Raw genomic sequence first — 24,308 nt, 5'->3', positions numbered from 1 at the left:
TCGGCGGTCGCTCGCGGCTGGAGAGGCGATACAGGAATAAATCCGGACTGTAGTCCGTTTACGCCTAGGAAGGCCAAAACGAAACAAAGGAGCAACGAATATGACCACAGCAGTCAAGACCCCCCTTTCTGTCGGCACCTGGGCCATCGACCCCGTGCACTCGACCGTGGGGTTCTCCGTACGCCACATGATGGTGAGCAAGGTGCGCGGCACGTTCGACGACTTCAGCGGTGCGATCACGGTCGCCGAAGACGGGACCCCCTCGGTCACCGCCGAAATCAAGGTCGACTCTGTCAACACCCGCAACGAGCAACGCGACGGCCACCTCAAGTCGGGCGACTTCTTCGACACCGCCAAGCATCCGATCGCCACCTTCACCTCGACCGGTGTGCGGTCCAGCGGTGACACCTACCTCGTCGATGGCGACTTCACACTCAAGGGCGTCACCAAACCGATCACCCTTGAAGTCGAGTTCAACGGCGTCAACCCCGGCGCGGGACAGGGCGAGGTCGCAGGCTTCGAGGGCTCAGTTGTGCTGAACCGCAGAGACTTCGGCATCGACATCGACATGCCGCTCGAGACCGGCGGCGCCGTCGTCGGTGACAAGGTGACCGTCACCCTCGAGATCGAGGCCCTCAAGCAGGCCTGACCCGTCAGGTCTTGAACTGCAGCGGTGGGGGTGCCTCGTCGGGCACCACCACCGCGATGGCCGACTCGAGAAGCCAGAACACCACCGTCGAGACCAGTATCGCGAGGGCGGGCAGGACGACGATCGGCGCCGCGACCAGCAGCGCCAGAAGAACCGCCCCCGGCACGTCCTTCCACCAGCCGGCGCCCCCCTTGCCCTGCAGGATCGCGGACAGTCGCACCGTCGCCCAGATGATCCAGCGCCGCAGCAGGCTCACGCCGTCACGCTGCATCTGTAGGCGGAAGCGATAGTCGGCGGTGCGGCGGTCACATCCCGTGCGTTCGGGAAACCGCCACAAATAGTCGTGGAGGACGGCCGCACGCGCATAGCGCCCGGCGCGGGGCACGAACCAGGCGACCACGCCCGGCACCGAAACCAGGTCGGTCGCGAAATCGGCCTGGACTTCGAACTGCTGGTTCGGCCCCTCGAACCCGAGCGGCTGCGTGGTGCGCCATTCGTCCCAAGCACTCTCCTTGAAGACCCGCTTGGTGGCGCGTACGGCGTCGACCTCGGCGGCCGTCAGTTGTCGGACATGGAGGACGGCGGTCGGGTCGACGGGCGGGGCGCAACGTTCCATCACGCAGGTATAGCAAGGCCGAGCCGCAGCGAGCGTGCGCAAAAGGCTGCTGAACGGCGGCATGTCGGCAACAAACACGCACCGTCGTCAAAGGTGGGTGGGCAGTGAGGGGTGTCCGCTAGGCAGTTGTATGTGCGACGTTTAGTATCAGTAACCACGCGCAACCCTTACAGGGATGCGCGTGGAGTTAGGGCACACTGAGACGACCGTCCAAGTATCGACCACGGATACTTGCGGCTGACCTTGGATGCCCACCCCGTACGGCAGCCCACCGGACAGGAGATCGAGGAGACCTTGAGGAGAACACGGTGACGTACGTCATTGCCGAACCTTGTGTCGACGTCAAAGACAAGGCGTGTATCGAGGAATGCCCAGTCGACTGCATCTACGAGGGCGCTCGCATGCTCTACATCCACCCGGATGAGTGCGTGGACTGCGGTGCCTGCGAACCGGTGTGCCCCGTCGAGGCCATCTACTACGAAGATGACGTGCCCGATCAGTGGAGCAGCTACACGCAGATCAACGCCGACTTCTTCAACGAGCTGGGTTCGCCCGGTGGCGCGTCGAAGGTGGGTCAGACCGACAACGACCCGGAGCCGGTCAAGAGCATGCCGCCGCAAGGTGAGGACTGATAACGACTCACGCAGGGCGCAGTGTGCAGCCGCCCGTGCAGCGCAGCCGAGCGGCGCGTCAGCCTCGTAGCGCGTCGCTGCCGGCGTTTCCCTGGGACACCCTGGCCGATGTGACCGCGCTGGCGCGCGCACACCCGGACGGCATCGTGGACCTTTCGGTGGGCACCCCGGTGGACCCGGTGGCACCGGTCATCTGCGATGCGCTCGCGGCGGCCAGTGCCTCGCCCGGCTACCCGACCACCGCCGGCACGGCCGAGCTGCGGGAGGCCGCGGTGAACGCGCTGGCGCGCCGCTACGGCATCACGGACCTTTCGCCCGACGCCGTGTTGCCGGTGATCGGAACCAAGGAGCTCATCGCCTGGCTGCCGACGTTGTTGGGGCTGGGTCCCGACGACGCTGTGGTCGCGCCCGAACTGGCGTATCCCACCTACGACGTCGGTGCGCGGCTGGCGGGCGCGCGGATCGTGCGAGCCGATTCCCTGACACAGCTCGGTCCGCAGAACCCGGCCCTGGTGTATTTGAACTCGCCGAGCAACCCGACGGGCAAAGTGCTCGGCGTCGACCATCTGCGCAAGGTGGTCGGCTGGGCGCGGGAGCGCGGCGTCCTGGTCGCCTCCGACGAGTGCTACCTCGGGCTGGGCTGGGACGCCCAACCGGTGTCGGTGCTGCATCCGTCGGTCTGCGACGGGGACCACACCGGGTTGCTGGCCGTACATTCGCTGTCGAAGACGTCGTCGTTGGCCGGATACCGGGCCGGCTTCGTCGCGGGAGACCCGAGCATCGTCTCGGAGCTGCTGGCCGTTCGCAAGCACGCCGGAATGATGGTGCCGACGCCGGTGCAGGGCGCGATGGTCGCCGCGCTCGACGACGACGAGCACGAACGCGAGCAACGGGCCCGCTACCAGAAACGGCGCGAGATCCTGCTTCCCGCCGTGCGTTCGGCCGGCTTGACCGTCGAAGACTCCGAGGCCGGGTTGTATCTGTGGGCGACGCGCGGTGAACCTTGCCGTGACACCGCCGCCTGGCTGGCCCAGCGCGGCATCATCGTCGCTCCCGGCGAGTTCTACGGCGCCCGCGGGACCAAGCACGTGCGGATCGCGCTGACCGCGACCGACGAGCGTATTTCCGCTGCGGCACAGCGCCTTACGGCCTAGGACTCCGTCGCGCGTAAGCCGAGTGCGAGCACCAGCCGGTCGTCGGGGTCGTTCAGCGACGTCGACAACAGCTTCTCAACGCGACGGATGCGGTAGCGCACCGTGTTCGGATGCACGTGCAATCGCTGGGCGACCGCGGTGATGTCGCCGAACCCGTCGAGGTAGGCCCCCAGCGTTTCGGCGAGCACCGGATCCTGTTCGCGCAGTTGACGTATCCGAGGGTCGACGAGGCGTTGACCGATCCGGGACACGATCTCGTCGAGGAGCACGGTGGTACGCGCGTCATCGAGCGACGCGACGTGCCCGATCGCCCCGGGATGACGCTGTGCACTGTCGAAGACGCGGTCCACCTCGGCGCGCGCGGTCGCGGTGGCCGCCAGCCCGGCGAGCGGGGCGGCGACGACGGCCCGCAGCGACAGCCCCAGTTCGCGATCGAGTGTCGACACGACACCGCGCACCCAGGACATCACCGACGACGGCGCACCGATCTTGGGCAGCAGCACATAGACTCGCCCGCTGCTCGACGTCACCTGCGCATCGGGCCGAAAGGCGCCGGCGCTCAGGGCGATCACGTTCGCCGGCGTGGTTCCCGCGGGATCGACGAACCCGACGAGTGCACTTCGTGCCTCGACTGGGATACCGAGTTCGCGTGCGACGGCCGCGACGTCGACCGAGTCGCCGGACAGCCCGAGCAGCTCCTGCACGTGTCTGGTGTGTGTGGACGGCGAGGCCGACAGTCGCGACATGATGCGTGCCGCCAATACGGCCCCGCCACGCAGCACCTCCTCGACATCATCGGCCAGCGGAGCCGAACCCTGTTGTAGCCAAACCGTTCCGGCGAATCGGCCGGCTTTCGCATCGGGAGGGTGGATGCCGACGGCCAGGCGGGGTCGCAGCCCCAACTCCGGTCGTTGGTCGACGCGCACGACGTCGGTGCCCGAACGCAGGGCGTCGAAGATCCCCCACTGCGCGAGCCAGGCCAGGTGCTCGGGCGGGCCGGCGCGGCCGAGGATGGTCAGCCTCCGTAGTTCGTCGGCCTCGTCGCTGGACGCCGAATACGCCAGAACATGGGAGTCTTCGTCTTCGATGCTGATCATGCCGCGGGTGCGGTCGGCCATCGACTGGGCTAACCCGAACAGGTCGGTGCCCGGATCGTGGTGCGGGTCGCCATGGTCGCCGTGATGGTCGAACGCATGGTTCACCAACTTGTACAGGGACTCCCAGCGGGCCTGCGGTTCGACGGCGACCACCGCGGTGCCCAGTGCGACCGCCCGCTCCACCGCGGCAGGCGACGGTTCCTTGACGAAGATCGCCGTGGGCACCCGGCCGGTGCCCGAGAACTGCCGCTCGAGCCAGCGCACCGCATCCACGTCGTCGACACCGAGCAGGAAGAACAGGTCCGCCGAACCGGGTCCGACGGCCAGGCCCAGCCGCACATCATCGGCGTCGACCAGGGCGACCGAGGCGACGGGCATGTCCAGGCCGCGCGGCGCCTCGACAAGCGTCACCATGGTCCGGTCCAGTGCCAGCAGCAGCCGGCCGAGCCCGAGGCCGGCAGTCCGAGACTCCATGACATGCCCCTTTGTCTGATCCGACTATAGATCGGCGACAGCATTGTGGGATCAGCCATCGGATCACGTGTCGTGGCCGAGCATCATTCCGTCATGGATGCCATCACCGACGTGCCGCTGCCAACGAACGAGCCGGTTCACGATTACGCGCCGGGCTCGGGTGAACGGACCCGGCTCATCGAGGCACTGACCTCCGTCGCCGCCGACCCCGTCGATCTGCCGCACGTCATCGGCGGCCGGCACCGGATGGGCGACGGCAACCGCATCGACGTGGTGCAGCCGCACCGTCACACCGACCCCGCCGGACGGCTGGGCACCCTCACCAACGCCACCCACGCCGACGCCGTCGCCGCCATCGAGGCCGCGACGGCCGCCAAAGCGCAATGGGAGGCCACCCCGTTCGACGAACGGGCCGCGGTTTTCCTGCGGGCCGCCGATCTCCTCGCCGGCCCATGGCGCGAAACGCTCTGCGCGGCCACCATGCTCGGGCAGTCCAAGTCGGCGTATCAGGCCGAGATCGACGCGGCCTGCGAGCTCGTCGACTTCTGGCGGTTCAACGTCTCGTTCGCGCGAAAGATCCTTGCGCAACAACCGATCAGCGTGCGCGGGGTCTGGAACCGCACCGACTACCGGCCGCTCGACGGATTCATCTACGCGATAACCCCGTTCAACTTCACCGCGATAGCAGGCAACCTGCCCACGGCGCCCACGCTGATGGGCAACACTGTGATCTGGAAGCCTTCGCCCACCCAGACCTTCGCGGCCTATCTCACGATGCAGCTGCTGGAGCAGGCCGGTCTGCCACCCGGGGTCATCAACCTGCTCACCGGGGACGGCGTGGCGGTTTCGGAGGTGGCGTTGTCGGATCCACGGCTGGCCGGCATCCACTTCACCGGGTCGACCACGACGTTCCAGCATCTGTGGCGCGAGGTGGGCAACAACATCGACCGCTACCACGGCTACCCGCGCCTGGTCGGCGAGACGGGCGGCAAGGACTTCGTCGTCGCCCACGCCAGCGCGCAACCCGACGTGCTGCGCACCGCGCTGATCCGCGGCGCGTTCGACTATCAGGGCCAGAAGTGCTCGGCGGCGTCGCGGGCATTCATCGCGCGTTCGGTGTGGCAGCAGATGGGTGACGATTTTCTCTCGGCGACAGCGGAATTGCGCTACGGAGACGTCACCGACCTGAGCAACTTCGGTGGTGCGCTGATCGACGACCGGGCGTTCGCCAAGAACGTCAAGGCGATCGAGAGAGCCAAGACCGCGCACGTGACCATCGCCGTCGGTGGTGAATACGACGACACGGAAGGCTATTTCGTCCGCCCGACCGTGCTGCTGTCCGACGACCCGACCGACGAGTCCTTCCGCACCGAGTATTTCGGGCCGATCCTCGCGGTTCACGTCTACCCGGACGACGAATACGACCGCATCCTCGACGTCGTCGACACCGGCGCGACGTACGCGTTGACCGGTGCGGTCATCGCCGACGACCGCTCGGCGGTGCTGCAGGCCCAACGGCGACTGCGCCACGCCGCGGGCAACTTCTACATCAACGACAAGCCGACCGGCGCCGTGGTCGGGCAGCAACCCTTCGGCGGGTCGCGGGCGTCGGGTACCAACGACAAGGCCGGGTCGGCGCTGAACCTGTTGCGCTGGACGTCGGCGCGGTCGATCAAGGAAACCCTGGTGTCTCCGACGGACCACAACTATCCCCACATGGCGCAGTGATGGAAGTCTTCGCACGCGTCGCGCGACCGGCGATCATGGCTGCCGGCCGAAGGGACGGTCTGCGAAGAACCGCCGAGCGGTTTGCGCTGACACGGGATGTCGTCCACCGGTTCGTACCGGGGGAGAGCGTGGACGATGCGCTCGATGCGGTTGTGCGGTTGCGCGACTCGGGCCGCCTCGTGTCGATCGACCACCTCGGTGAGGACGTGACCGATGCCGACACCGCGACCGAGAATGTGCACGCGTATCTGACGCTGCTCGACGGACTCGCGCGGCGCGACGAGGAACCGGCCGTCGTGCGACCGCTGGAGGTCTCGTTGAAGTTGTCGGCGCTGGGGCAGGCGCTGGCCCGCGACGGTGAGAAGATCGCACTCGAGAACGCCCACACCATCTGTGAACGGGCGCAGCGCATCGGGGTGTGGGTGACGGTGGACGCCGAGGACCACACCACCACCGATTCGACCCTGTCGATCGTGCGCGATCTGCGCACCGAGTTCGGCTGGCTCGGAACGGTTTTGCAGGCACACCTCAAGCGCACGCATGCCGACTGCCGGGAGTTCGCGGCATCGGGTGCTGCGCGAATCCGCCTGTGCAAAGGGGCTTACCACGAACCGATGTCGGTGGCCTACCGCGACCGCGGCGACATCACCGACTCCTATCTGCGCTGCCTTCGGGTGCTGATGGCGGGGGACGCTTACCCGATGGTGGCTTCGCACGACCCGGCCGTCATCGCGGCCGTACCCGCGCTGGCTGCCGAGAGCGATCGCGGCCGAGACGATTTCGAATACCAGATGCTGTACGGCATCCGTGATGCCGAGCAGCGCAGGCTGGCCGATGCGGGCAACCATGTCCGGGTGTACGTGCCGTTCGGCACCCAGTGGTACGGGTACTTCGTGCGCAGGCTCGCGGAGCGGCCCGCCAACCTGATGTTCTTCCTGCGGGCGCTGGCCGAACGTCGCGGTGCTTAAAGTGCCACGCCGACTGGGATACCGGGCGAACTGACGGGACGGGCGGCGACCGGCATCACGACCGTCCCGCGGCACGCCCCGCCCATGATTTCGGTCTGCCAGGTCCCGAACAGCTGTCCGTCGATGTCGGGGGCGTAGAACACGCGTGACCGGGCCGGTGCGTACTCGCTGGGAACGCCGTCACCGCGGAAACACTCCCACTGCCAGTTGTAGGCGTACTGCCATCGCGCCCCGTCCCACGTGTACCGGACCGGTTGCGGGATGGTGGGATTGCTCGGCGCGGGCCCCGACACGACGGTTGCGACGCACAGTCCCGCCGAGCAGTCGGTCGCCAGGACGTACTGCGCGCTGAAGTCGGGTTCGGATTGAGCGGCGGCGATACTGGTGCCCATCTTGTCCGACGCATAGGTGACGATCTCGTAGCGCCCGTTCCACGCCGGGTTCGCTGCACCGGCCGTCGGCAGTATCGAAAGGCTCCCGGCCGCAGCACATGTCAGCCCCAACAGCGCACTGCTCAGGGCACGGGCGGACATGTCGTGAACACTACTGAGCCGAATTCGCCCAACCCCTCGCGACACGGTTTGCCGAAGGCTACGACACCGTCACGGAATGGTCTCGATCCGCGGGCTCGCGCCGATCTGTCGCACCGTCGTCACCGCGGTGGGTGGTTGCGGGTCTCGCCGCAGCCGGCGGAGGACACGAGGAAGTAGCCGGCGCCGCCGAACACCAACGGCATCATCGCCATCATCCCGTAGATTGCGGTCATCGTGTCACCTCCTCCGATCGCTCCTACTTGTTACACGAACCAGCAGGGCTCGCGGTTCGAAGTCGATCGGCACCGCATCCGTTACCGCCCCGACAGCACCAGCAGCGTCCACGCCGCGATCGACTGCGCGTCGGTGATCACCCCGTCGCGCATCATCTGCTCGACCTCGCCGCGGGTGAACCATTCGCTGTGCATGTCCTGTTCCTCGTGCTCGCGGTCGTGCTCACCCTCGGTGATGCCCGTCGCCAGGAACACCCAGCCGCGCTGGCTGCTCATTCCGGGCGCCACGTCCAGCAATCCCAGTCGCATCAGCTCCGACGCGCGCAGACCCGTCTCCTCGCGCAGTTCGCGCGCCGCCAGGTCGGCGGGCGCGAGGTCCTTCTGGTCCGGTGCGGTGCCCTGCGGAAACTCCCAGCGCCGTAGCCCCAGCGGATAGCGGTACTGCTCGACCAGCCGGAACCGGTCGCCGTCACGCGCGATCACCAGGGCATACGTCGGCTTGTCCACGACCGCGTAGATCCCGTCGCTGCCGTCGGGTCGGCGGATGTCGTCCTCACGCAGCGCCATCCAGTTGTTCCGGTAGACCTCGCGCGAGGCCAGCCGCTCAATGTGGGTCACGCGCCCAGTATCGCCGAGCCGATATGGGTAACCTCGCTGCTTATGCTGCTGGCTTCGCTCAACCCCGCCGCGGTCGCCGGTGGTGCCGACATCGAGGACGCGGTCCGCATCGACGGGGCGCAGCTGTCGCGCAGCGATCTGCTGGGCGCCGCGACGTCGGTGGCCGAACGTGTCGCCGGAGCGCACCGAGTCGCCGTGCTGGCCACCCCGACCGTTCAGACCGTGCTGGCGGTGACGGGTTGCCTGATCGCCGGTGTGCCCGTCGTCCCGGTGCCCGCCGACGTCGGCGCCGCCGAGCGCAGGCACATCCTGGGTGACTCCGCTGCCCAAGCGTGGCTGGGGGAGAAGCCGGCGGAGACCGAGGGGCTGCAGCACGTGCCGGTGCGGCTGCACGCCCGCTCGTGGCACCGCTACGCCGAACCGCCGGCCGAGTCGCCGGCGCTGATCGTCTACACCTCCGGCACGACCGGCCCGCCCAAGGGTGTCATCGTCAGCCGCCGCGCGATCGCCGCCGACATCGACGCGCTCGCCGAGGCGTGGCAGTGGACGTCCGACGACATCCTGGTGCACGGCCTGCCGCTGTATCACGTGCACGGGTTGATCCTCGGCCTGCTCGGATCCCTGCGCATCGGAAACCGGTTCGTGCACACGGGAAAACCCAGTCCACAGAATTACGCGGCGGCCGGCGGAACGCTGTATTTCGGGGTGCCGACGGTGTGGTCGCGGCTGGCCGACGACGCGGAGGCGGCAGGGGCGCTGGCGTCGGCGCGGCTGCTGGTGTCGGGCAGCGCCCCGCTGCCGGTGCCGGTGTTCGACAAGTTGGTCGAACGGACCGGGCACCGGCCCATCGAACGTTACGGCTCGACGGAGTCGTTGATCACGATCAGCACCCGCGCCGACGGTGAGCGCAGGCCCGGGTGGGTGGGCCTGCCGCTGAGCGGTATCGAGACCCGTCTGGTCGACGAGCACGGTGGCGCGGTGCCACACGACGGCGAAACCATTGGGCAGCTTCATGTTCGGGGTGAGACATTGTTCGACGGTTACCTCAACCGACCCGATGCGACCGCCGAAGTGCTCGACGCCGATGGCTGGTATCGCACGGGTGACGTCGCGGTGATCGACGCCGAAGGTATGCACCGCATCGTCGGACGAGAATCCGTCGACCTGATCAAGACCGGAGGCTTCCGGGTGGGCGCGGGCGAGATCGAGGCGGCGCTGCTCGGACATCCCGGCGTGCGGGAAGTCGCGGTCGTCGGTGTGCCCGACGAGGACCTCGGCCAGCGCATCGTCGCGTTCGTCGTCGGTGACGCCACCCCCGGCGAGCTCATCGAGTATGTGGCCGAACAGCTTTCGGTACACAAGCGGCCCCGCGAGGTGCGGCTGGTGGACTCGCTGCCGCGCAACGCGATGGGCAAGGTGCTCAAGAAGGAGTTGGCACGGTGACACTCGAGTTCGACGAGATCTGCATCGACGCCCACAACGCCTCCGCGCTGGGCCGGTGGTGGTCGCAGGTGCTGGGCTGGCCCCACGACGTCGACGACGACGGTGACGTGGTGCTACACGCACCCCCGGGTGCGGGCCCGAACTGGCTGTTCCTCGCGGTACCCGACGACAAGGTCGTCAAGAACCGCATCCACTTCGACTTCCGCCCCGACGATCAGCGGGCCGAAGTCGAGCGGGTCGTGGGCCTCGGCGCGCGGCACGTCGACATCGGCCAGGGCGACGAAAGCTGGGTCGTGCTGGCCGATCCGGAGGGCAACGAATTCTGCATCCTGGCCGCCGACGCTTGACCGGCCCCGCCCCTGTGACGCGAGCGCGCGCCCCTGTGACGCGAGAGTGCGGGTCTGCACACGACACGCCGCGAAATTTCAGCATCTTGCGCACGCTCGTGGCGGCGTCAGTGTGCGCAATCGCCGGATGTGGCGCACCGCCGCAGCCGCCGCCCCCGGCTCCCGTGGTCGGCCAGGAACCGCTGAGCATCGGGCCCGCCGCGCAGGACACCGTCGGCGGCTGGCTGCCCGACGGCCAGACGGTCAGCCCGTTCGACGCCGAGCACCCGATCGTGAAGTGGCTCGACCCGGCGCTGCGCGAGGCGGTGCAGAAGGCGGCGCGCAGCGCCGAGGCCGACGGCATAAAGATGCGCATCACGTCCGGTTGGCGATCGAAGGGTTTTCAGGAGCGGCTGTTCGACGACGGCGTCGTCAGGTACGGAAGTGTCCAAGCCGCAAGGGAATTCGTGGCCTCACCGGAGAAGTCGAAGCACGTGACGGGCGAAGCCGTCGACATCGGGCCCGTCGAGGCGGACAAGTGGCTCATCGCCAACGGCCGAAGGTTCGGCCTGTGTCAGATCTACGCCAACGAGATCTGGCACTTCGAGTTGGCTGTCGTCGACGGGCGCTGTCCTCCGCTCAAGCCGAACGCCGCGGCGGATTGAGCGCGAGCGACCGAGAAATGCTCGCGCACGCCGGTGTGTCGCCGGACAGACGCGGCCGCTCGCGTGAGACGAGGTACCTCAGTTCTGGTGCAGCGCCTCGTTTAGCGTGATGCCGGTGCCGTCGCGCTTGACCACCTCGACGGCGCCCGACAGCGAATTGCGCCGGAACAGCAGATTGTCGGCGCCCGACAGCTCGCGTGCCTTGACGGTCTTTCCGTCGGCGGTCTGCACCTTGGTGCCCGCCGTGACATACAAACCCGCCTCGACCACACAGTCGTCGCCCAGCGAGATCCCGATCCCCGCATTGGCGCCCAGCAGGCACCGCTTGCCCACCGAGATCACTTCCTTGCCGCCGCCCGAGAGCGTTCCCATGATCGACGCGCCACCGCCGAGATCCGTGCCGTCGTCGACGACCACGCCCGCCGAGATCCGGCCCTCGACCATCGAGCTGCCCAACGTGCCCGCGTTGAAGTTGACGAAGCCCTCATGCATGACAGTCGTGCCCTCGGCCAGGTGCGCGCCGAGCCGAACCCGATCGGCGTCGGCGATCCGCACGCCGCTCGGCAGCACGTAGTCGACCATCCGCGGGAACTTGTCGACGCCGTAGACGGCCACCGGCCCCCGTGCGCGCAGGCGCGCCCGCACGGTCTCGAAACCGGCGACCGCGCACGGCCCGTGGTTGGTCCACACGACGTTGGTCAGCACGCCGAAGAGGCCGTCGGCGTTCAGGCCGTGCGGCGCGACGAGCCGGTGCGAGAGCAGGTGCAACCGCAGATAGCCGTCATAGGCGTCGGCGGCCTTCTCGTCCAGCGACGAGATCACCGTCCGGACCGCCACGATGTCGACACCGCGAGCCTCGTCGCGACCGGTCAGCACGCCCAGCTCCTCGGGCACCTCGGCCACCGACAGCCGCACCGTGCCCGACGGGCCGTCGGCCCCGAGTTCGGGTGCCGGGAACCATGTGTCGAGGACCGATCCGTCGGCGGCGATCGTCGCCAGCCCAATACCTGCAGCAGAAGTCACGCGGTAAAGACTAACGTCAGCCTTGTGAGCCTCGATTTGCACGGTGATCCGATCGCGCTGACCGCCGCGCTGGTGGACATCCCCAGCGAGTCGCGCCACGAGCGGCGCATCGCCGACGAGGTCGAGGCCGCGCTGCGTGAGCAGACCTCCCTCGAGGTGATCCGCAACGCCGACGCGGTGCTGGCCCGCACCAACCTCGGGCTGCCGTCGCGGGTGCTGCTCGCCGGCCACCTCGACACCGTCCCGGTCGCCGACAACCTGCCCAGCCGGCTCGTCGACGGTGTCCTGCACGGCTGCGGCACGTCGGACATGAAGTCCGGCGATGCGGTGTTCCTGCACCTGGCCGCCACCGTCGTCGAGCCGACGCACGACATCACGCTGGTGATGTATGACTGCGAGGAGATCGAGGCGTCGGCCAACGGGCTGAACCGCATCCAATCCGAACTGCCCGACTGGCTGCGGGCCGACGTCGCGATCCTCGGCGAGCCCTCCGACGGCTATATCGAAGCCGGCTGTCAGGGCACGCTGCGCGTGGTGATCAGCGCGAGCGGCACACGTGCCCACTCGGCGCGGTCGTGGTTGGGCGACAACGCGATTCACAAACTCGGCCCGGTGCTGGACCGGCTGTCGTCATATCGGGCCCGCAACGTGGAGATCGACGGCTGTACCTACCGCGAAGGACTGTCCGCCGTGCGCGTCGACGGCGGTATCGCGGGCAACGTCATCCCCGATGCGGCCTCGGTGTCGGTGAACTTCCGGTTCGCTCCCGACCGCAGCGTCGACGAGGCGCTGAACCACGTGCGCGAGGTGTTCGACGGCCTCGACGTCGGAATCGAACTGACCGACGCAGCCGCCGGCGCGCTGCCCGGCTTGACCGAGCCCGCCGCGGCCGCGCTGGTGGCTGCCGCGGGCGGGCAGGTCCGGGCCAAGTACGGGTGGACCGACGTGTCGCGATTCGCCGCCCTCGGCGTTCCCGCGGTCAACTACGGCCCCGGTGACCCCAACCTCGCGCACCGTGTGGACGAGCATGTCGACGTCGACAAGATCACCGCTACGACCGACGTGTTGCGCCGGTATTTAACCGCTTGACCGCGCACCTACGCTGAACGCATGTGAGTTGACGACGCCTCCGGGTGCCGCCCGGATCCGGCCGTCCCCTTTTCCCGTGCGAAACACGAAGCGATCACTCACATGTCTTCCATCGTCTGTTCCGAATTGTCTTTCGCGTGGCCCGACGACACACCGCTGTTCGACGGGTTGTCCTTCACCGTCGGCGACGGGCGAACCGGTCTGGTCGCCCCCAATGGCGAAGGAAAAAGCGCGCTGCTCAAGCTGATCGCCGGTGAGTTGACGCCGACGGCGGGTTCGGTCACCGTCGACGGCAGGCTCGGGTATCTGCCGCAGACGCTGCCGTACATCGCGCACCACACCGTCGCCGAACTGCTCGGTGTCGCATCGGTCATCGAAGCGCTCGACGCGCTGGCAGACGGCAACGCCGGACCAGACGTCTTTGCCGCGATCGGCGACGACTGGGACGTCGAGGAGCGCACGCGGGCGCAACTGGATCGGCTCGGACTGGGCCACATCACGCTCGACCGTCGGCTCGGCACGCTGTCGGGTGGGGAGATCGTCACCATCGGCATCGCCGGTCAGCTGCTGGACCGGCCCGACGTATTGCTGCTCGACGAGCCGACCAACAACCTCGACGTCGACGCCCGCCACCGGCTCTACGATGTGCTCGACGACTTCGCGGGCTGCCTGCTGGTGGTCAGCCACGATCGGCTGCTGCTCGACCGGATGGACCGCATCGCCGAGCTGCGTCGCGGCGAGATCCGCTCCTACGGTGGCAATTTCACGATGTATACCGAGGCCGTGAGTCTCGAGCACCGCGTCGCCGAGAGCAATGTCCGCAGCGCTCAACAGCTGCTCAAGCGCGAGAAGCGCGAAATGCAGCAGGCCCGTGAGCGCGCGGCGCGACGGGCAGGCGCGGCGGCACGCAACCTCAAGGACGCCGGGTTGCCGAAAATCGTTGCGGGCGCCCGTAAACGGCGGGCACAAGAGTCCGCGGGCCACGTCGACGGCGTGAACGCCGCGCGAGTCGCGGAGGCCAGGGCCCGCCTGAACGACGCGGAGCGGGCGGTGCGTGACGACGACGCGCTTGTACTCGACCTGCCCGACACCGATGTGCCTTCCGGCCGGGATGTGCTCGACGTCAAGGGGTTACGCGTGTCGACCGGTGAGGCTCTGCTTCTCGACGACGTCGACCTGTCGGTGCGTGGGCCCGAGCGTATCGCGCTGACCGGACGCAACGGGGCGGGAAAATCGACGCTGCTGCGCATCCTTGCCGGGGAGCTGGCACCGGACGCCGGCACCGTGCAGCGCAGTGACGGCCGCGTGGCGTATCTGTCGCAGCGGCTCGATCTGCTCGATCCGCACCACACGGTCGCCGAGAGCCTCGCCGCATACGCGCCGGGCCTTTCTCACACCCGCCGCATGCACCTGCTGGCGCAGTTTCTCTTTCAGGGCGACCGCATCCAGCTCCCGGCGGGTGCACTGTCCGGCGGTGAGCGGTTGCGCGCGACGCTGGCCTGCGTGCTTTTCGCCGAACCGGCACCCGAGTTGCTTCTGCTCGACGAGCCCACCAACAACCTCGACCTCGTCAGCGTCGGGCAGCTTCAGGCGGCGCTGAACGCGTACCGGGGCGCGTTCATCGTCGTCAGCCACGACGAGCGCTTCCTCACCGACATCGGCGTGCAACGGCGGCTCCGGCTATCCGGCGGGCATCTCGACGAGCAGCGGATGCCCTGATCGGGCGTCACGTCGCTCGAAATCGGCGCACGGGCAGCTACCGGGGGCACGGTAAGTTTGAGACCCGTAGCGTGTCGTCAAGGGGGTCGCGCCATGGGCATCGCGCCCGATTCCAGCCCGTACGGTGGTCAGACGGTGACCGGCCCGGGCTGGCCGAACGTCGACGAGGAGACGTTGGCTGCCGCGGCGGCGTCATACGAGGCGTTGGCGTCCACGATCAGCGGAAATGTCGTGCCCGAACAGCAGGGCCAGCTGATGCAGCTGTCCGATTCCTGGGAGGGAGTCGGCGCGGTCGCCGCGGCGGGGGAGGCCACCACCATCATCGGCGGGCACGAGGCCAACGCGGCGCAGGCCGCCGCGATTGCGGCCAAGCTGCGCGCGATGGAGGCCACCGTCGTGAAGACCAAGATGCTGGCGAACACGATCGCCCAAGAGGTTCAGCACGAGTGTGAGGGCATCGCGGCGATGCCGTTTCCCAACGCCCAGGAGTTGGTGCAGAGCCGGATCAAGATGGGGTTGTCGCAGAACATCGCCAACGTCACGACCAACACCACCGAACTCGCCAACACCCTCGGCGTGCCGCCGAGCATCCCCCTTTTCGGCGCGCCGCCCGTGCCCGGTGCGAAGGAGGCGCAGGACAGCGGGGAGGAAGCCGCCAAGCAGGCCGGTGACGGCTCGCAGCAGGCCATGCAGATGGCCGGCCAGATGGGAGCCATGGCCGCACAGCTGCCGATGCAGATAGGCCAGTCGCTGATGGCTGTGCCGCAGCAGCTGGGCCAGCAGCTCTCACAGCCGCTGCAACAGCTGACGTCGATGTTCGGTCAGGGCGGTAAGGCCGACTCGCTGGGTGCTGCGGGGCTGCCGTTCTCGTCGTTCTCCAACCATCCGCTCGCCGGCGGCTCCGGCGCCGGCGGCGGCTCCGGCATGGTCCGGGCGGCGTCGCTGCCGGGCTCCGGCGGTGCGCCACTGCAGACACCGCAGATGGCCAACCTCGTCGGCAGCAAGCCGGTCAGCACCGCGCCCGCCCCGGAGGGCGCGACCGCGGGAGCCGCGGCGGTCGGCGGGGCCGCCCCGATGGCTGCGGGCGGCGGCATGGGCGGGATGGCCCCGATGATGGGTCAGCGCGGCGCCAGCGGGGGCACCGCACCAGGATTGGCGGTGCCCGCGCCGCTGGAACACGATCTAGACGATGACGACGATGACGACTGGTGACGAGGAGCGCGCATGGGTAGCCCACTGAGAAAGCCCGACGCCATCAGCTGGAACGCGGCGGCGGTCAAGCTGCCCGAGATACCGATGATCCCGGCGGGACAGGACGCGATGAGCGCCACCATTTCGGCGGTGCTGCCTACCTTGGCCGCCCAGCTGACTGCGAACGTCGCCGCGTTGTCGGCCAAGGAGAACACGTTCTCGGGAAAGGTGGTCGCCGCGCAGGCCGCTTATGAGAACTCCGACGACGCCGGCTCTCAGTCGGTTGGCCAGATCGTCGGGATGCTCGGCCAGGTGGGGCAGCAGGCCGGTCAGATGGGCCAGATGGCCGGGGCACCCGCCCAAGCCCTCGGCGGGCCGACCGGAATGTTCGGCTCGCTGATGCAACAGGCCATGCAGGGCACCCAGTCGCCAGGCGGCCCGTCCGCCACCGGTGCGGGCGGCGGGGGTGCGGCACCGAGCGGTGGTGCCGCCGCGACGGCCGGGCCGGCGGGGCACAGCCCAGGTGCCGGCGCGCCGCAGCAGCCTCGCGACGACGCCGAGCCCCAGACCGGCGAATCCGACGATCGGGAGGACCGCCAGCCGTTACACCGCGCCGACGACCGCCCGTGGGACGCCGCCTCCGGTCCGCAGGGCGGTGAATCGGGCGCGGCCCCTGTCCCCGTCACACCGCCGGAGGCGCGGCGCGGCGACGACGAGGCCGCCCGCAACCTGTAGCGCCCGTTATTGCGTCCAGGGTCGTGATCGCGCTCGACCAGCGACCCTCAGTGCAATATTCAGCGGCTACCCGACCTGAGGACGTGTCTGCGCGGGCCGGGGCGGCTCCGCACCTGTCGGCATCTCGGGAGCGCGGACTGCACCCGTCGAACCACTCGGTGCGGCTTCGGCTTTCGGTTCGGCACGACCCGGCTCGGACGGTTCCTCAGCGTCTTCCTCGGTTCGTTCACCGGTACGTTCGGACTCGTCACCGCCGTCCTCGCGCGCAAGGGTCTCGTCTTTTCGGCCGGCCTGCTGAACGCCTTGCGCGACCATCTGCGGAACCTGTTGCAGCCCTTGGGCAAGACCCAGCAGCGGCGCCGTCATCGAGCTGACCAGCTGCCCGACCTGCTGTCCGACCTGGCCGAGCATCTGACCGACCATCTGATCGCCGCCGGGTGGGCCTACGGCGCCGTTCGCCGGCGCGCCGCCAACCGCACCGCCGGCGCCGCTGCCCGCCGGAGCACCCGCGGCCCCTTGCGTATCCCGTTGACCGTCAAGCGCTTCGGCGGCCGCTCGCAACTTCTCGGCCCCTTCGTGATCACCGTCCTCATACATCTGCGCGGCCTTCCGCAGCAGTTCGGAGATCGTTTCGCCCACGTCGGCGGCGGCCTGCACGGTGCCGAGCCGGGCGTCGAGCGCGTTCGACAGCGCGGCGCTCACCCCGGCCGCAATCTGGCCGTGGCTGGTCTGTACTCCGGCCAGCCCCGGCGCGTCCGCGCCGAGCACGTGCGACAGGTCCGTCGCGACCCGGTCGTGGAGCGAGGCGGATGACCGCAACCCGTCGGTCTGCGCGAACAATCGGCTCATGCCAATCAAGCCTAGGGTCGCGACAGGGCCGGTCCCGACACGAATTTTCAGCGGTGGGCTTCGGCGTGGGCGGCGGCGTCCGCGGCGGCACCGTGCCACCCGCACGCCGCATAACCCTGAGACGCCTCGGCCAGCGCGGCGGCATCCCGCGCGGTGAGCGCCCGGGCGTGGGCCAGCGCCAACCGCCCTGTGTCGCAGTCACATTCGACGCTTATCCGCTCGATCGCGTCGACCGCTCGCATGTCGCCGAGCCGTACCGCGTCCACCAGAGACCGCAGCGCGACGGCCGTCTGCCCACCGCGCTCCGCATTACGCACCGCCTCACGTGCGGCGGCGACGGCACCGTGCTCGTCACGGCGTGCCCACATCGTCCACGCCCGTGCGAGTGCCAACTCCGGGGCGAACAACATCGACTTCAACCCGTGCCGAGACTCGGCGCGCGCCAACGCCTTTCCCGCCTCGACCCCTGCTCCGAGCTGACCGAGCGCCTGGGTCAGCAGCATCCACGCCAACGGACCCCACGAATAGCCGGTCGGCGCCAGCGCGGCGGCGGCACGACGCAGCAGGCGCACCGCCTCCTCGAGCTCTCCCTTGGCGATCAGCACGTCGGCCACCAGCACCTCACCGATCGCGCGCCCCGGTTGTTGCAGCTGCGCGAAGTCGGTGAGCCGCCGGGCAAGCTGCTGGGCCCGGTCCAGTTCACCCGCCATCACCAACGCCGTGGTCTGCCCGAATCCGCTGGTGAACCGCAGAAGCCCCGGATGTCCGGCGGCCATCGCCCGCTCGGCCAATGCGTCGACATCGGCGAAACGGCCTGTCCGCGCCGAACTCAGCGCCGCGGCCGCCGCCGCCCAGCCGACCGCGGTGTCATCGGCCTCCGGCGACGCCAGCACGTCGGCGGCCACCTCCATCGCGCGCGACACGCTCCCGGCGTTCATCGCGAACGTCGCCGACAACGCATCGAGCGTGATGCGTGCGGCCGGCGACGACACCCGGTTGCGCGTCGCGCGCAGGAACGCCGTCGCGCGCTCGGGTTGGGACAGCATCCAGAACTGGTTGGCGGCCCGCGGCAGCGCCCACGCCATCAACTCCGTCTCGGACAGCGCGGCGCCGTCCACACCGTCGAGCACCGCGTCCGCGTCGCGGCCCCGCCCCTGCCACGCCAGCGCGTACGCCAGCGTCAGCCGTGTCGGGAGGTCGTCGGGTGCGCCCTGCAGCGCGGCGCGGCCGAGCCGTTCGCTGAGCACCAGATCGCCGAGGCGCAACGCCTCCGCGGCCGCCGCGGACAACTCTGGCGGCCCTTGCGGGCTGTCGCTGTCGAGCGCCAGCACCGCGCGGCGCAACCTGTCGACAGCGCCCCGGCCGGGCCGCCCGGCCAGCCGGTCGACCAGTTCACCGCGCAGCCGGCGCAGCTCCGGACCGCCCAACGCCTCGCGAACCGAGTCGGCGAATAGCGGGTGCGCCGGGTGCACCCAGCCGTCCTCGACCACCGCGGCACCCGACGCCGCTGCGGCCTCGACCGATTCCGGGCCCACCAAGGCTTCGAGCTCGTCGAGTGCCAGCGGGTCGTCGACGGCCAGGTACTCCAGGACGCGTTGGGCGGGGGCCGGTAACGCGGCGACGAACTCGCCGACCGAAGCGGCCACCCGGCGGTCGTCGTGACCCGGTGGCTCGAGGTCGATGCGCTCGACGAGCCCGTCGTCCCACAACGCCGAGACACCGTCGGCCATCACCCCGGCCGGTGCCACCGTCACGATCAGCGCGGCGGCCCCACTGACCGCAAGCTGGTAGATCAGTGCCGCCGACAACGGGTCCAGCAGATGAGCGTCGTCGACCACCAGCAGGCGTCCGTCGCCCAATGTCTCGCGCGCGCTGCGCAGAACGTCTGCGGTCTTGCCGGTGTCGGCGACGTCGATGAGGCGACTGACCGCCGCGAACGGGACAGCGGCCATGGGCGCGGTGGCGGTGACCCAGTCGACGCGGTGGTAGGCCACCGCGAGCCGGTCGGCGGCCGCTCGCGCCAGCGTCGTCTTACCCACTCCGGCGGGACCGATCAGCACAGCGCCGGAACGCTTATGCAGACCGGCTTCGATCGAATCGAGTGCCGGTCCGGGCGGCGAGGTGACCCACTCAATCGGCACCGCCGGAGTCTATGGCCAAAACGACCGCCGCACTCCTGAACGCGGCCGGGGGCCGCTTGATCGTCGTGCCGCTAGGGTCTGCTCGTGCCCGCAGAACCCACTCCCCGCGAATCCGATCGCCAGTGGGCGGTGTGTGTCTACTGCGCGTCGGGTCCGACGCACCCCGAGCTCATCGAGCTTGCGGAAGAAGTCGGGCGGGCGATCGCCGAGCGGGGCTGGAGCCTGGTCTCCGGTGGCGGGAACGTCTCGGCGATGGGTGCGTTGGCGACGGCCGCCAGGTCGCGCGGGGGCCACACCGTGGGCGTCATCCCGAAGGCTCTGGTGCATCGCGAAGTCGCCGACGTCGACGCCGACGAACTCGTCGTCACCGACACCATGCGTCAACGCAAAGAAGTGATGGAGGGGCGGGCGGACGCGTTCATCGCCCTGCCCGGAGGCATCGGCACGCTCGAGGAATTCTTCGAAGCCTGGACAGCGGGCTATTTGGGTATGCATGACAAACCAGTCGTGCTGCTCGACCCCATCGGGCACTACGACGGGCTGTTGGCTTGGCTGCACGGCTTGCGCGACAGCGGGTACGTCGCGCAGGGGGCACTGGATCGACTGGTCGTCGTCGTCGACGTCGAGTCGGCCATGACGGCGTGTGCGCCACCGACATGAACACGGTCACTAGGGTGTGCGACAAACGAACAGGGAGGGACGAAGGCGCATGACCGAGAAGTCGGGGACTCGCCGCAGCGTTGGTTTATTGGACATCGCCGCCCGCGCACCGGGCCTGATCGCGGACTTGCCGACGATCCTGCGCGGCGTCGTCACCGGTTTCGGTGCCCGGCCCTCGGCCAAGACCTCGATCGGCAAGGTGTTCCAGGACCGCGCCGCACGCTACGGCGACAAGGTGTTCCTCCGGTTCGGTGACGAACAGATCACCTATCGCGAGGCCAACGAGACCGTCAACCGCTACGCCGCGATTCTGGCTGCCCGCGGCGTCGGCCACGGCGATGTCGTCGGCATCATGCTGCGCAACTCAACGGAGCCGGTGCTGCTGATGCTGGCCTCGGTCAAATGCGGCGCGGTCGCCGGCATGCTCAACTACAACCAGCGAGGCGACGTGCTCAAGCACAGCTTCGGGCTGCTGGGCGCCAAGGCCGTCGTGGCCGATACCGACTTCGTCGAGCCGATCACCGAGTCCGGCGCCGACACCGACGGCCTGCTCACCATCGATGACCTCAAACGCCTGGCCGCGTCGGCGCCCACCGGCAACCCGCCGACCACCGCCGCCGTGCTCGCCAAGGACGATGCTTTCTACATCTTCACGTCCGGCACCACCGGCATGCCGAAGGCCAGCGTGATGACCCACTACCGGTGGCTGCGGGCGCTCGCCGGGTTCGGTGGCCTCGGAATGCGGCTGACCAGCAAGGACACGCTCTACTGCTGCCTGCCGCTGTATCACAACAACGCGCTGACGGTCGCGTTGTCGTCGGTGCTGAACTCCGGGGCGACGCTGGCGATCGGCAAGCAGTTCTCGGCCTCCAAGTTCTGGGACGAGGTGATCCGCTACGACGCGACCGCGTTCGTCTACATCGGCGAGATCTGCTCGTACCTGCTCAGCCAGCCGCCCAAGGACACCGACCGCAAGCACAAGGTGCGGGTGATCTGTGGCAACGGGCTGCGCCCAGCGATCTGGGAGGATTTCACCAAGCGGTTCGGCATCGAGCGGGTGTGCGAGTTCTACGGCGCCAGCGAGGGCAACACCGCCTTCGTCAACGTCTTCAACATTCCGCAGTCCACCGGTATCTGCCCGTCGCCGGTGGCGTTCGTCGAATACGACCCCGAGACCGGCGATCCGCTGCGCGACGACAAGGGCCGGGTCAAGAAGGTGCCCACCGGTGAACCGGGCCTGCTGCTGTCCAAGGTCAGCAACTTCCAGCCCTTCGACGGCTACACCGACCGCGAAGAGACGGAAAAGAAATTGGTGCGCAACGCTTTCCGTGACGATGACGTGTGGTTCAACACCGGCGACCTGATGCGCTCGCAGGGGTTCGGGCACGCGTCGTTCACCGACCGGCTCGGCGACACCTTCCGGTGGAAGGGCGAGAACGTCGCCACCACCGAGGTGGAGGCGGCACTGTCCGCCGACCCGCAGGTCGAGGAGTGCACGGTGTTCGGCGTCGAGGTCGAGGGCGCGGGCGGGCGCGCGGGTATGGCCGCGATCCAGCTCAAGGAAGGCGAGAAGTTCGACGGCAAGGCGCTGGCCAAGGCCGCATACGACAAGTTGCCCGGCTATGCGGTTCCGCTGTTCGTGCGGGTGGTCGACGAACTCGCGTACACGTCGACGTTCAAGAGCCAGAAGGTCGACCTGCGCAAGGAGGGTTTCAACGTCGAGGAGATCGAGGATCCGATCTACGTGCTCTCCGGGCGCGACGAGGGTTACGTCGAGTTCTACGACGACTACCCCAAAGAGGTCGCCGACGGAAAGAAGCCCAAGAACTAGCGACTTGTGAGTGAAAACGTTCGCTGACCGATCGAAATCACGCACGAACCGCACCGCCGTAGCCTGGAAGGCGTGACCACGCACCCCGGCCGGCTCTCAGGTCGTTTCCTGGGCCGACCCGTCGCCGCTGATCGAGCGCTGATCATGGCGATCGTGAACCGGACGCCGGACTCCTTCTACGACCGCGGCGCCGCCTTCACCGACGAGGCCGCCAAGGCGGCCGCGCACCGGGTGATCGAGGACGGTGCCGACGTCGTCGACGTGGGCGGAGTCAAGGCGGGCCCCGGCAACACCGTCGACACCGATGAGGAGATCGCGCGCGTCGTTCCGTTCATCGAATGGCTGCGCGGCACCTATCCCGACCAGCTGATCAGCGTCGACACCTGGCGCTCGGCGGTCGCCAAACAGGCGTGCGCGGCCGGCGCCGACCTGATCAACGACACCTGGGCGGGCCACGACCCGGCGCTACCGGAGGTGGCCGCGGAGTTCGGTGCCGGGCTGGTGTGTTCGCACACCGGCGGCGCCCAACCGCGGACCAGGCCGTTCCGCGTCAACTACGGGATCACCGAACGCGGCGTCGTCGACGATGTGATCGCCGAGGTGACCGCGGCGGCCGAACGCGCGGTCGCGGCGGGGGTGACCCGCGATGCCATCCTGATCGATCCGACGCACGATTTCGGCAAGAACACTCACCACGGTCTTACTTTGTTGCGCCATGTGAAAGAGCTTGTAAACACTGGATGGCCCGTCCTGATGGCGCTGAGCAACAAAGATTTCGTCGGGGAGACTCTGGGTGTGGGTTTGACCGAACGCCTGGAGGGCACCCTGGCAGCCACCGCCTTGGCGGCCGCAGACGGAGCCGCGATGTTCCGGGTGCACGAGGTCGGGCCCACACGGCGCGTACTGGAGATGGTCGCGTCGATCCAGGGCGGCCGGCCGCCGACGCGCACGGTGAGGGGACTGGCATGACACTCACACCCGAACTTCCCGCTACTGACGTCGTCACCGCGCGGTGGCTCAGCGACCACAGCTGGAACCGGCCGACGTGGACGATCGCCGACCTCGAGGCGGCCAAACGTGGCCGCACCGTCTCGGTCGTCTTGCCCGCCCTCAACGAGGAAGAGACGGTCGGCAGCGTCGTGGAGACCATCACCCCGCTGCTCGGCGGGCTGGTCGACGAGCTGATCGTGCTGGACTCCGGCTCGACCGACGACACCGAGATCCGCGCCCTGGCCGCCGGCGCGCGGGTGATCAGCCGCGAGGCGGCGCTGCCGGAGGTGACTCCGCAACCCGGCAAGGGTGAGGTGCTGTGGCGCTCGCTGGCCGCCACGACCGGCGATGTCGTGGTGTTCGTCGACTCGGACCTGATCGACCCCGATCCGATGTTCGTGCCCAAGCTGGTCGGACCGCTGCTCACCACCGACGGTGTCCACCTGGTCAAGGGCTTCTACCGCAGGCCCCTGAAGGTCAGCGGCAGCGAGGACGCCAACGGCGGCGGGCGGGTGACCGAGCTGGTGGCCCGGCCGCTTCTCGCCTCATTGCGGCCGGAGCTCAGTTGCATCCTGCAACCGCTCGGCGGTGAGTACGCCGGCACCCGCGAGCTGTTGACGTCCGTACCGTTCGCGCCGGGCTACGGGGTCGAGATCGGCCTGCTGATCGACGCCTACGACCGCCTCGGCCTCGACGGGATAGCCCAGGTCAACCTTGGTGTCCGCACGCATCGCAACCGTCCGCTGACCGAGCTGGCCAGCATGAGTCGTCAGGTCATCGCGACGCTGCTGTCACGCTGCGGGGTGCCGGACTCCGGCGTGGGGCTGACGCAGTTCTTCGCCGACGGCGAGGGCTACACGCCGCGCACGTCGTCGGTGTCGCTGGCCGACCGCCCCCCGATGGTGACGTTCCGCCCGCGCGGTTGATTTCTGGCGCGTGCCGCC

23 protein-coding genes are annotated in these 24,308 nt (G+C 68.7%); 16 read left to right on the top strand and 7 right to left on the bottom strand.

The annotated features are described in order from the left end of the window. Positions 1–100: 100 nt before the first annotated feature. Positions 101–649, top strand: coding sequence for a YceI family protein (locus AU072_RS00230; RefSeq protein WP_064411881.1), 549 nt, complete (start codon positions 101–103; stop codon positions 647–649). Between the two features lie 4 nt (positions 650–653). Here the strand turns inward: AU072_RS00230 and AU072_RS00225 are convergent, their stop codons facing one another. Further along, complete coding sequence (locus AU072_RS00225; RefSeq protein ID WP_064411880.1) at positions 654–1,265, bottom strand: DUF1353 domain-containing protein; 612 nt, start codon at positions 1,263–1,265, stop codon at positions 654–656. A 308-nt stretch (positions 1,266–1,573) separates the two neighbouring features. On the opposite strand from AU072_RS00225, the gene fdxA reads away from it, so the two are divergent. Further along, the gene (gene fdxA, locus AU072_RS00220) at positions 1,574–1,897 is read left to right on the top strand and encodes a ferredoxin (RefSeq protein WP_064348634.1); all 324 of its coding nucleotides are present in this window, start codon (positions 1,574–1,576) and stop codon (positions 1,895–1,897) included. Between the two features lie 35 nt (positions 1,898–1,932). Then, complete coding sequence (gene dapC, locus AU072_RS00215) at positions 1,933–3,051, top strand: succinyldiaminopimelate transaminase (protein ID WP_064412281.1); 1,119 nt, start codon at positions 1,933–1,935, stop codon at positions 3,049–3,051. Here dapC and AU072_RS00210 read toward each other — a convergent pair. After that, on the bottom strand, positions 3,048–4,622 hold the full coding sequence (locus AU072_RS00210; protein ID WP_064411879.1) for a PucR family transcriptional regulator: 1,575 nt from the start codon (positions 4,620–4,622) through the stop codon (positions 3,048–3,050). The genes dapC and AU072_RS00210 overlap by 4 nt on opposite strands. Positions 4,623–4,715: 93 nt before the next feature. Between AU072_RS00210 and pruA the strand changes: the two genes are divergently transcribed. Together pruA and AU072_RS00200 are read left to right on the top strand one after the other, a co-directional pair. Beyond that, positions 4,716–6,350, top strand: coding sequence for an L-glutamate gamma-semialdehyde dehydrogenase (gene pruA, locus AU072_RS00205; RefSeq protein WP_064412280.1), 1,635 nt, complete (start codon positions 4,716–4,718; stop codon positions 6,348–6,350). Further along, a complete protein-coding gene (locus AU072_RS00200; RefSeq protein ID WP_064411878.1) occupies positions 6,350–7,318 on the top strand; it encodes a proline dehydrogenase family protein in 969 nt (322 codons plus the stop codon). Before pruA ends, AU072_RS00200 begins: the two co-directional genes overlap by 1 nt. Here the strand turns inward: AU072_RS00200 and AU072_RS00195 are convergent. Both AU072_RS00195 and AU072_RS00190 read right to left on the bottom strand, forming a co-directional pair. Continuing rightward, a complete protein-coding gene (locus AU072_RS00195) occupies positions 7,315–7,851 on the bottom strand; it encodes an Rv2253 family sensor-like surface protein (RefSeq protein WP_064411877.1) in 537 nt (178 codons plus the stop codon). The genes AU072_RS00200 and AU072_RS00195 overlap by 4 nt on opposite strands. 314 nt (positions 7,852–8,165) lie before the next feature. Further along, positions 8,166–8,651: an NUDIX domain-containing protein gene (locus tag AU072_RS00190; RefSeq protein ID WP_082680696.1), complete on the bottom strand. Its 486-nt coding sequence runs from the start codon at positions 8,649–8,651 to the stop codon at positions 8,166–8,168. A gap of 93 nt (positions 8,652–8,744) precedes the next feature. Here AU072_RS00190 and AU072_RS00185 point away from each other — a divergent pair, with 93 nt between their 5' ends. The 3 genes from AU072_RS00185 (at position 8,745) to AU072_RS00175 (ending at position 11,136) form a co-directional block, all read left to right on the top strand. Further along, complete coding sequence (locus AU072_RS00185; protein WP_064411875.1) at positions 8,745–10,145, top strand: acyl-CoA synthetase; 1,401 nt, start codon at positions 8,745–8,747, stop codon at positions 10,143–10,145. Next, positions 10,142–10,492 (top strand): VOC family protein, encoded by a 351-nt coding sequence (locus AU072_RS00180; RefSeq protein WP_064411874.1) that lies wholly within the window; start codon positions 10,142–10,144, stop codon positions 10,490–10,492. Before AU072_RS00185 ends, AU072_RS00180 begins: the two co-directional genes overlap by 4 nt. A gap of 98 nt (positions 10,493–10,590) precedes the next feature. Continuing rightward, positions 10,591–11,136, top strand: coding sequence for a M15 family metallopeptidase (locus AU072_RS00175; protein ID WP_235629810.1), 546 nt, complete (start codon positions 10,591–10,593; stop codon positions 11,134–11,136). 78 nt (positions 11,137–11,214) lie between these two features. Here the strand turns inward: AU072_RS00175 and dapD are convergent, their stop codons facing one another. Continuing rightward, a complete protein-coding gene (dapD, locus tag AU072_RS00170) occupies positions 11,215–12,159 on the bottom strand; it encodes a 2,3,4,5-tetrahydropyridine-2,6-dicarboxylate N-succinyltransferase (RefSeq protein ID WP_064411873.1) in 945 nt (314 codons plus the stop codon). A 24-nt stretch (positions 12,160–12,183) separates the two neighbouring features. Here dapD and dapE point away from each other — a divergent pair, with 24 nt between their 5' ends. The 4 genes from dapE (at position 12,184) to AU072_RS00150 (ending at position 16,893) form a co-directional block, all read left to right on the top strand. After that, the gene (gene dapE, locus AU072_RS00165; RefSeq protein WP_064411872.1) at positions 12,184–13,248 is read left to right on the top strand and encodes a succinyl-diaminopimelate desuccinylase; all 1,065 of its coding nucleotides are present in this window, start codon (positions 12,184–12,186) and stop codon (positions 13,246–13,248) included. A 102-nt stretch (positions 13,249–13,350) separates the two neighbouring features. After that, a complete protein-coding gene (locus tag AU072_RS00160) occupies positions 13,351–14,967 on the top strand; it encodes an ABC-F family ATP-binding cassette domain-containing protein (protein WP_064411871.1) in 1,617 nt (538 codons plus the stop codon). Between the two features lie 93 nt (positions 14,968–15,060). After that, positions 15,061–16,179, top strand: a complete 1,119-nt coding sequence (locus tag AU072_RS00155) for a hypothetical protein (RefSeq protein WP_064411870.1) — start codon at positions 15,061–15,063, stop codon at positions 16,177–16,179. Between the two features lie 12 nt (positions 16,180–16,191). Then, complete coding sequence (locus AU072_RS00150; protein WP_064411869.1) at positions 16,192–16,893, top strand: hypothetical protein; 702 nt, start codon at positions 16,192–16,194, stop codon at positions 16,891–16,893. Between the two features lie 66 nt (positions 16,894–16,959). Here the strand turns inward: AU072_RS00150 and AU072_RS00145 are convergent, their stop codons facing one another. Next, on the bottom strand, positions 16,960–17,742 hold the full coding sequence (locus AU072_RS00145; protein WP_064411868.1) for an ESX-1 secretion-associated protein: 783 nt from the start codon (positions 17,740–17,742) through the stop codon (positions 16,960–16,962). Positions 17,743–17,789: 47 nt separating this feature from the next. After that, the gene (locus AU072_RS00140) at positions 17,790–19,883 is read right to left on the bottom strand and encodes an AAA family ATPase (protein ID WP_064411867.1); all 2,094 of its coding nucleotides are present in this window, start codon (positions 19,881–19,883) and stop codon (positions 17,790–17,792) included. A gap of 84 nt (positions 19,884–19,967) precedes the next feature. On the opposite strand from AU072_RS00140, the gene AU072_RS00135 reads away from it, so the two are divergent. The 4 genes from AU072_RS00135 (at position 19,968) to AU072_RS00120 (ending at position 24,290) form a co-directional block, all read left to right on the top strand. Beyond that, positions 19,968–20,543: a cytokinin riboside 5'-monophosphate phosphoribohydrolase gene (locus AU072_RS00135; protein ID WP_064411866.1), complete on the top strand. Its 576-nt coding sequence runs from the start codon at positions 19,968–19,970 to the stop codon at positions 20,541–20,543. Positions 20,544–20,592: 49 nt separating this feature from the next. Then, positions 20,593–22,374: a long-chain-acyl-CoA synthetase FadD6 gene (gene fadD6 / locus AU072_RS00130; RefSeq protein ID WP_064411865.1), complete on the top strand. Its 1,782-nt coding sequence runs from the start codon at positions 20,593–20,595 to the stop codon at positions 22,372–22,374. 144 nt (positions 22,375–22,518) lie between these two features. Continuing rightward, positions 22,519–23,343, top strand: a complete 825-nt coding sequence (gene folP, locus AU072_RS00125) for a dihydropteroate synthase (protein ID WP_064411864.1) — start codon at positions 22,519–22,521, stop codon at positions 23,341–23,343. Further along, positions 23,340–24,290, top strand: a complete 951-nt coding sequence (locus AU072_RS00120; RefSeq protein ID WP_064411863.1) for a glucosyl-3-phosphoglycerate synthase — start codon at positions 23,340–23,342, stop codon at positions 24,288–24,290. The genes folP and AU072_RS00120 overlap by 4 nt, the downstream gene beginning before the upstream one ends. Positions 24,291–24,308: the final 18 nt, after the last annotated feature.

The sequence above is a fragment of the Mycolicibacterium novocastrense genome, from assembly GCF_001499835.1.
GTDB lineage: Bacteria > Actinomycetota > Actinomycetes > Mycobacteriales > Mycobacteriaceae > Mycobacterium > Mycobacterium novocastrense.
The sequence above is the reverse complement of the archived record's forward strand: the minus strand, read 5'-3'. Positions and strand labels throughout refer to the sequence as shown.

What these genes read in the sequence shown, in the direction of transcription:
- AU072_RS00195 (WP_064411877.1), bottom strand. Translation starts at nt 7,851, where the DNA reads ATGTCCGCCCGTGCCCTGAGCAGTGCGCTGTTGGGGCTGACATGTGCT.
- pruA (WP_064412280.1), top strand. Translation starts at nt 4,716, where the DNA reads ATGGATGCCATCACCGACGTGCCGCTGCCAACGAACGAGCCGGTTCAC.
- AU072_RS00120 (WP_064411863.1), top strand. Translation starts at nt 23,340, where the DNA reads ATGACACTCACACCCGAACTTCCCGCTACTGACGTCGTCACCGCGCGG.
- AU072_RS00155 (WP_064411870.1), top strand. Translation starts at nt 15,061, where the DNA reads ATGGGCATCGCGCCCGATTCCAGCCCGTACGGTGGTCAGACGGTGACC.
- AU072_RS00150 (WP_064411869.1), top strand. Translation starts at nt 16,192, where the DNA reads ATGGGTAGCCCACTGAGAAAGCCCGACGCCATCAGCTGGAACGCGGCG.
- fadD6 (WP_064411865.1), top strand. Translation starts at nt 20,593, where the DNA reads ATGACCGAGAAGTCGGGGACTCGCCGCAGCGTTGGTTTATTGGACATC.
- folP (WP_064411864.1), top strand. Translation starts at nt 22,519, where the DNA reads ATGGCGATCGTGAACCGGACGCCGGACTCCTTCTACGACCGCGGCGCC.
- AU072_RS00185 (WP_064411875.1), top strand. Translation starts at nt 8,745, where the DNA reads ATGCTGCTGGCTTCGCTCAACCCCGCCGCGGTCGCCGGTGGTGCCGAC.
- AU072_RS00200 (WP_064411878.1), top strand. Translation starts at nt 6,350, where the DNA reads ATGGAAGTCTTCGCACGCGTCGCGCGACCGGCGATCATGGCTGCCGGC.
- AU072_RS00190 (WP_082680696.1), bottom strand. Translation starts at nt 8,651, where the DNA reads ATGGCGCTGCGTGAGGACGACATCCGCCGACCCGACGGCAGCGACGGG.
- AU072_RS00225 (WP_064411880.1), bottom strand. Translation starts at nt 1,265, where the DNA reads ATGGAACGTTGCGCCCCGCCCGTCGACCCGACCGCCGTCCTCCATGTC.
- AU072_RS00210 (WP_064411879.1), bottom strand. Translation starts at nt 4,622, where the DNA reads ATGGAGTCTCGGACTGCCGGCCTCGGGCTCGGCCGGCTGCTGCTGGCA.
- AU072_RS00230 (WP_064411881.1), top strand. Translation starts at nt 101, where the DNA reads ATGACCACAGCAGTCAAGACCCCCCTTTCTGTCGGCACCTGGGCCATC.
- AU072_RS00160 (WP_064411871.1), top strand. Translation starts at nt 13,351, where the DNA reads ATGTCTTCCATCGTCTGTTCCGAATTGTCTTTCGCGTGGCCCGACGAC.
- AU072_RS00145 (WP_064411868.1), bottom strand. Translation starts at nt 17,742, where the DNA reads ATGAGCCGATTGTTCGCGCAGACCGACGGGTTGCGGTCATCCGCCTCG.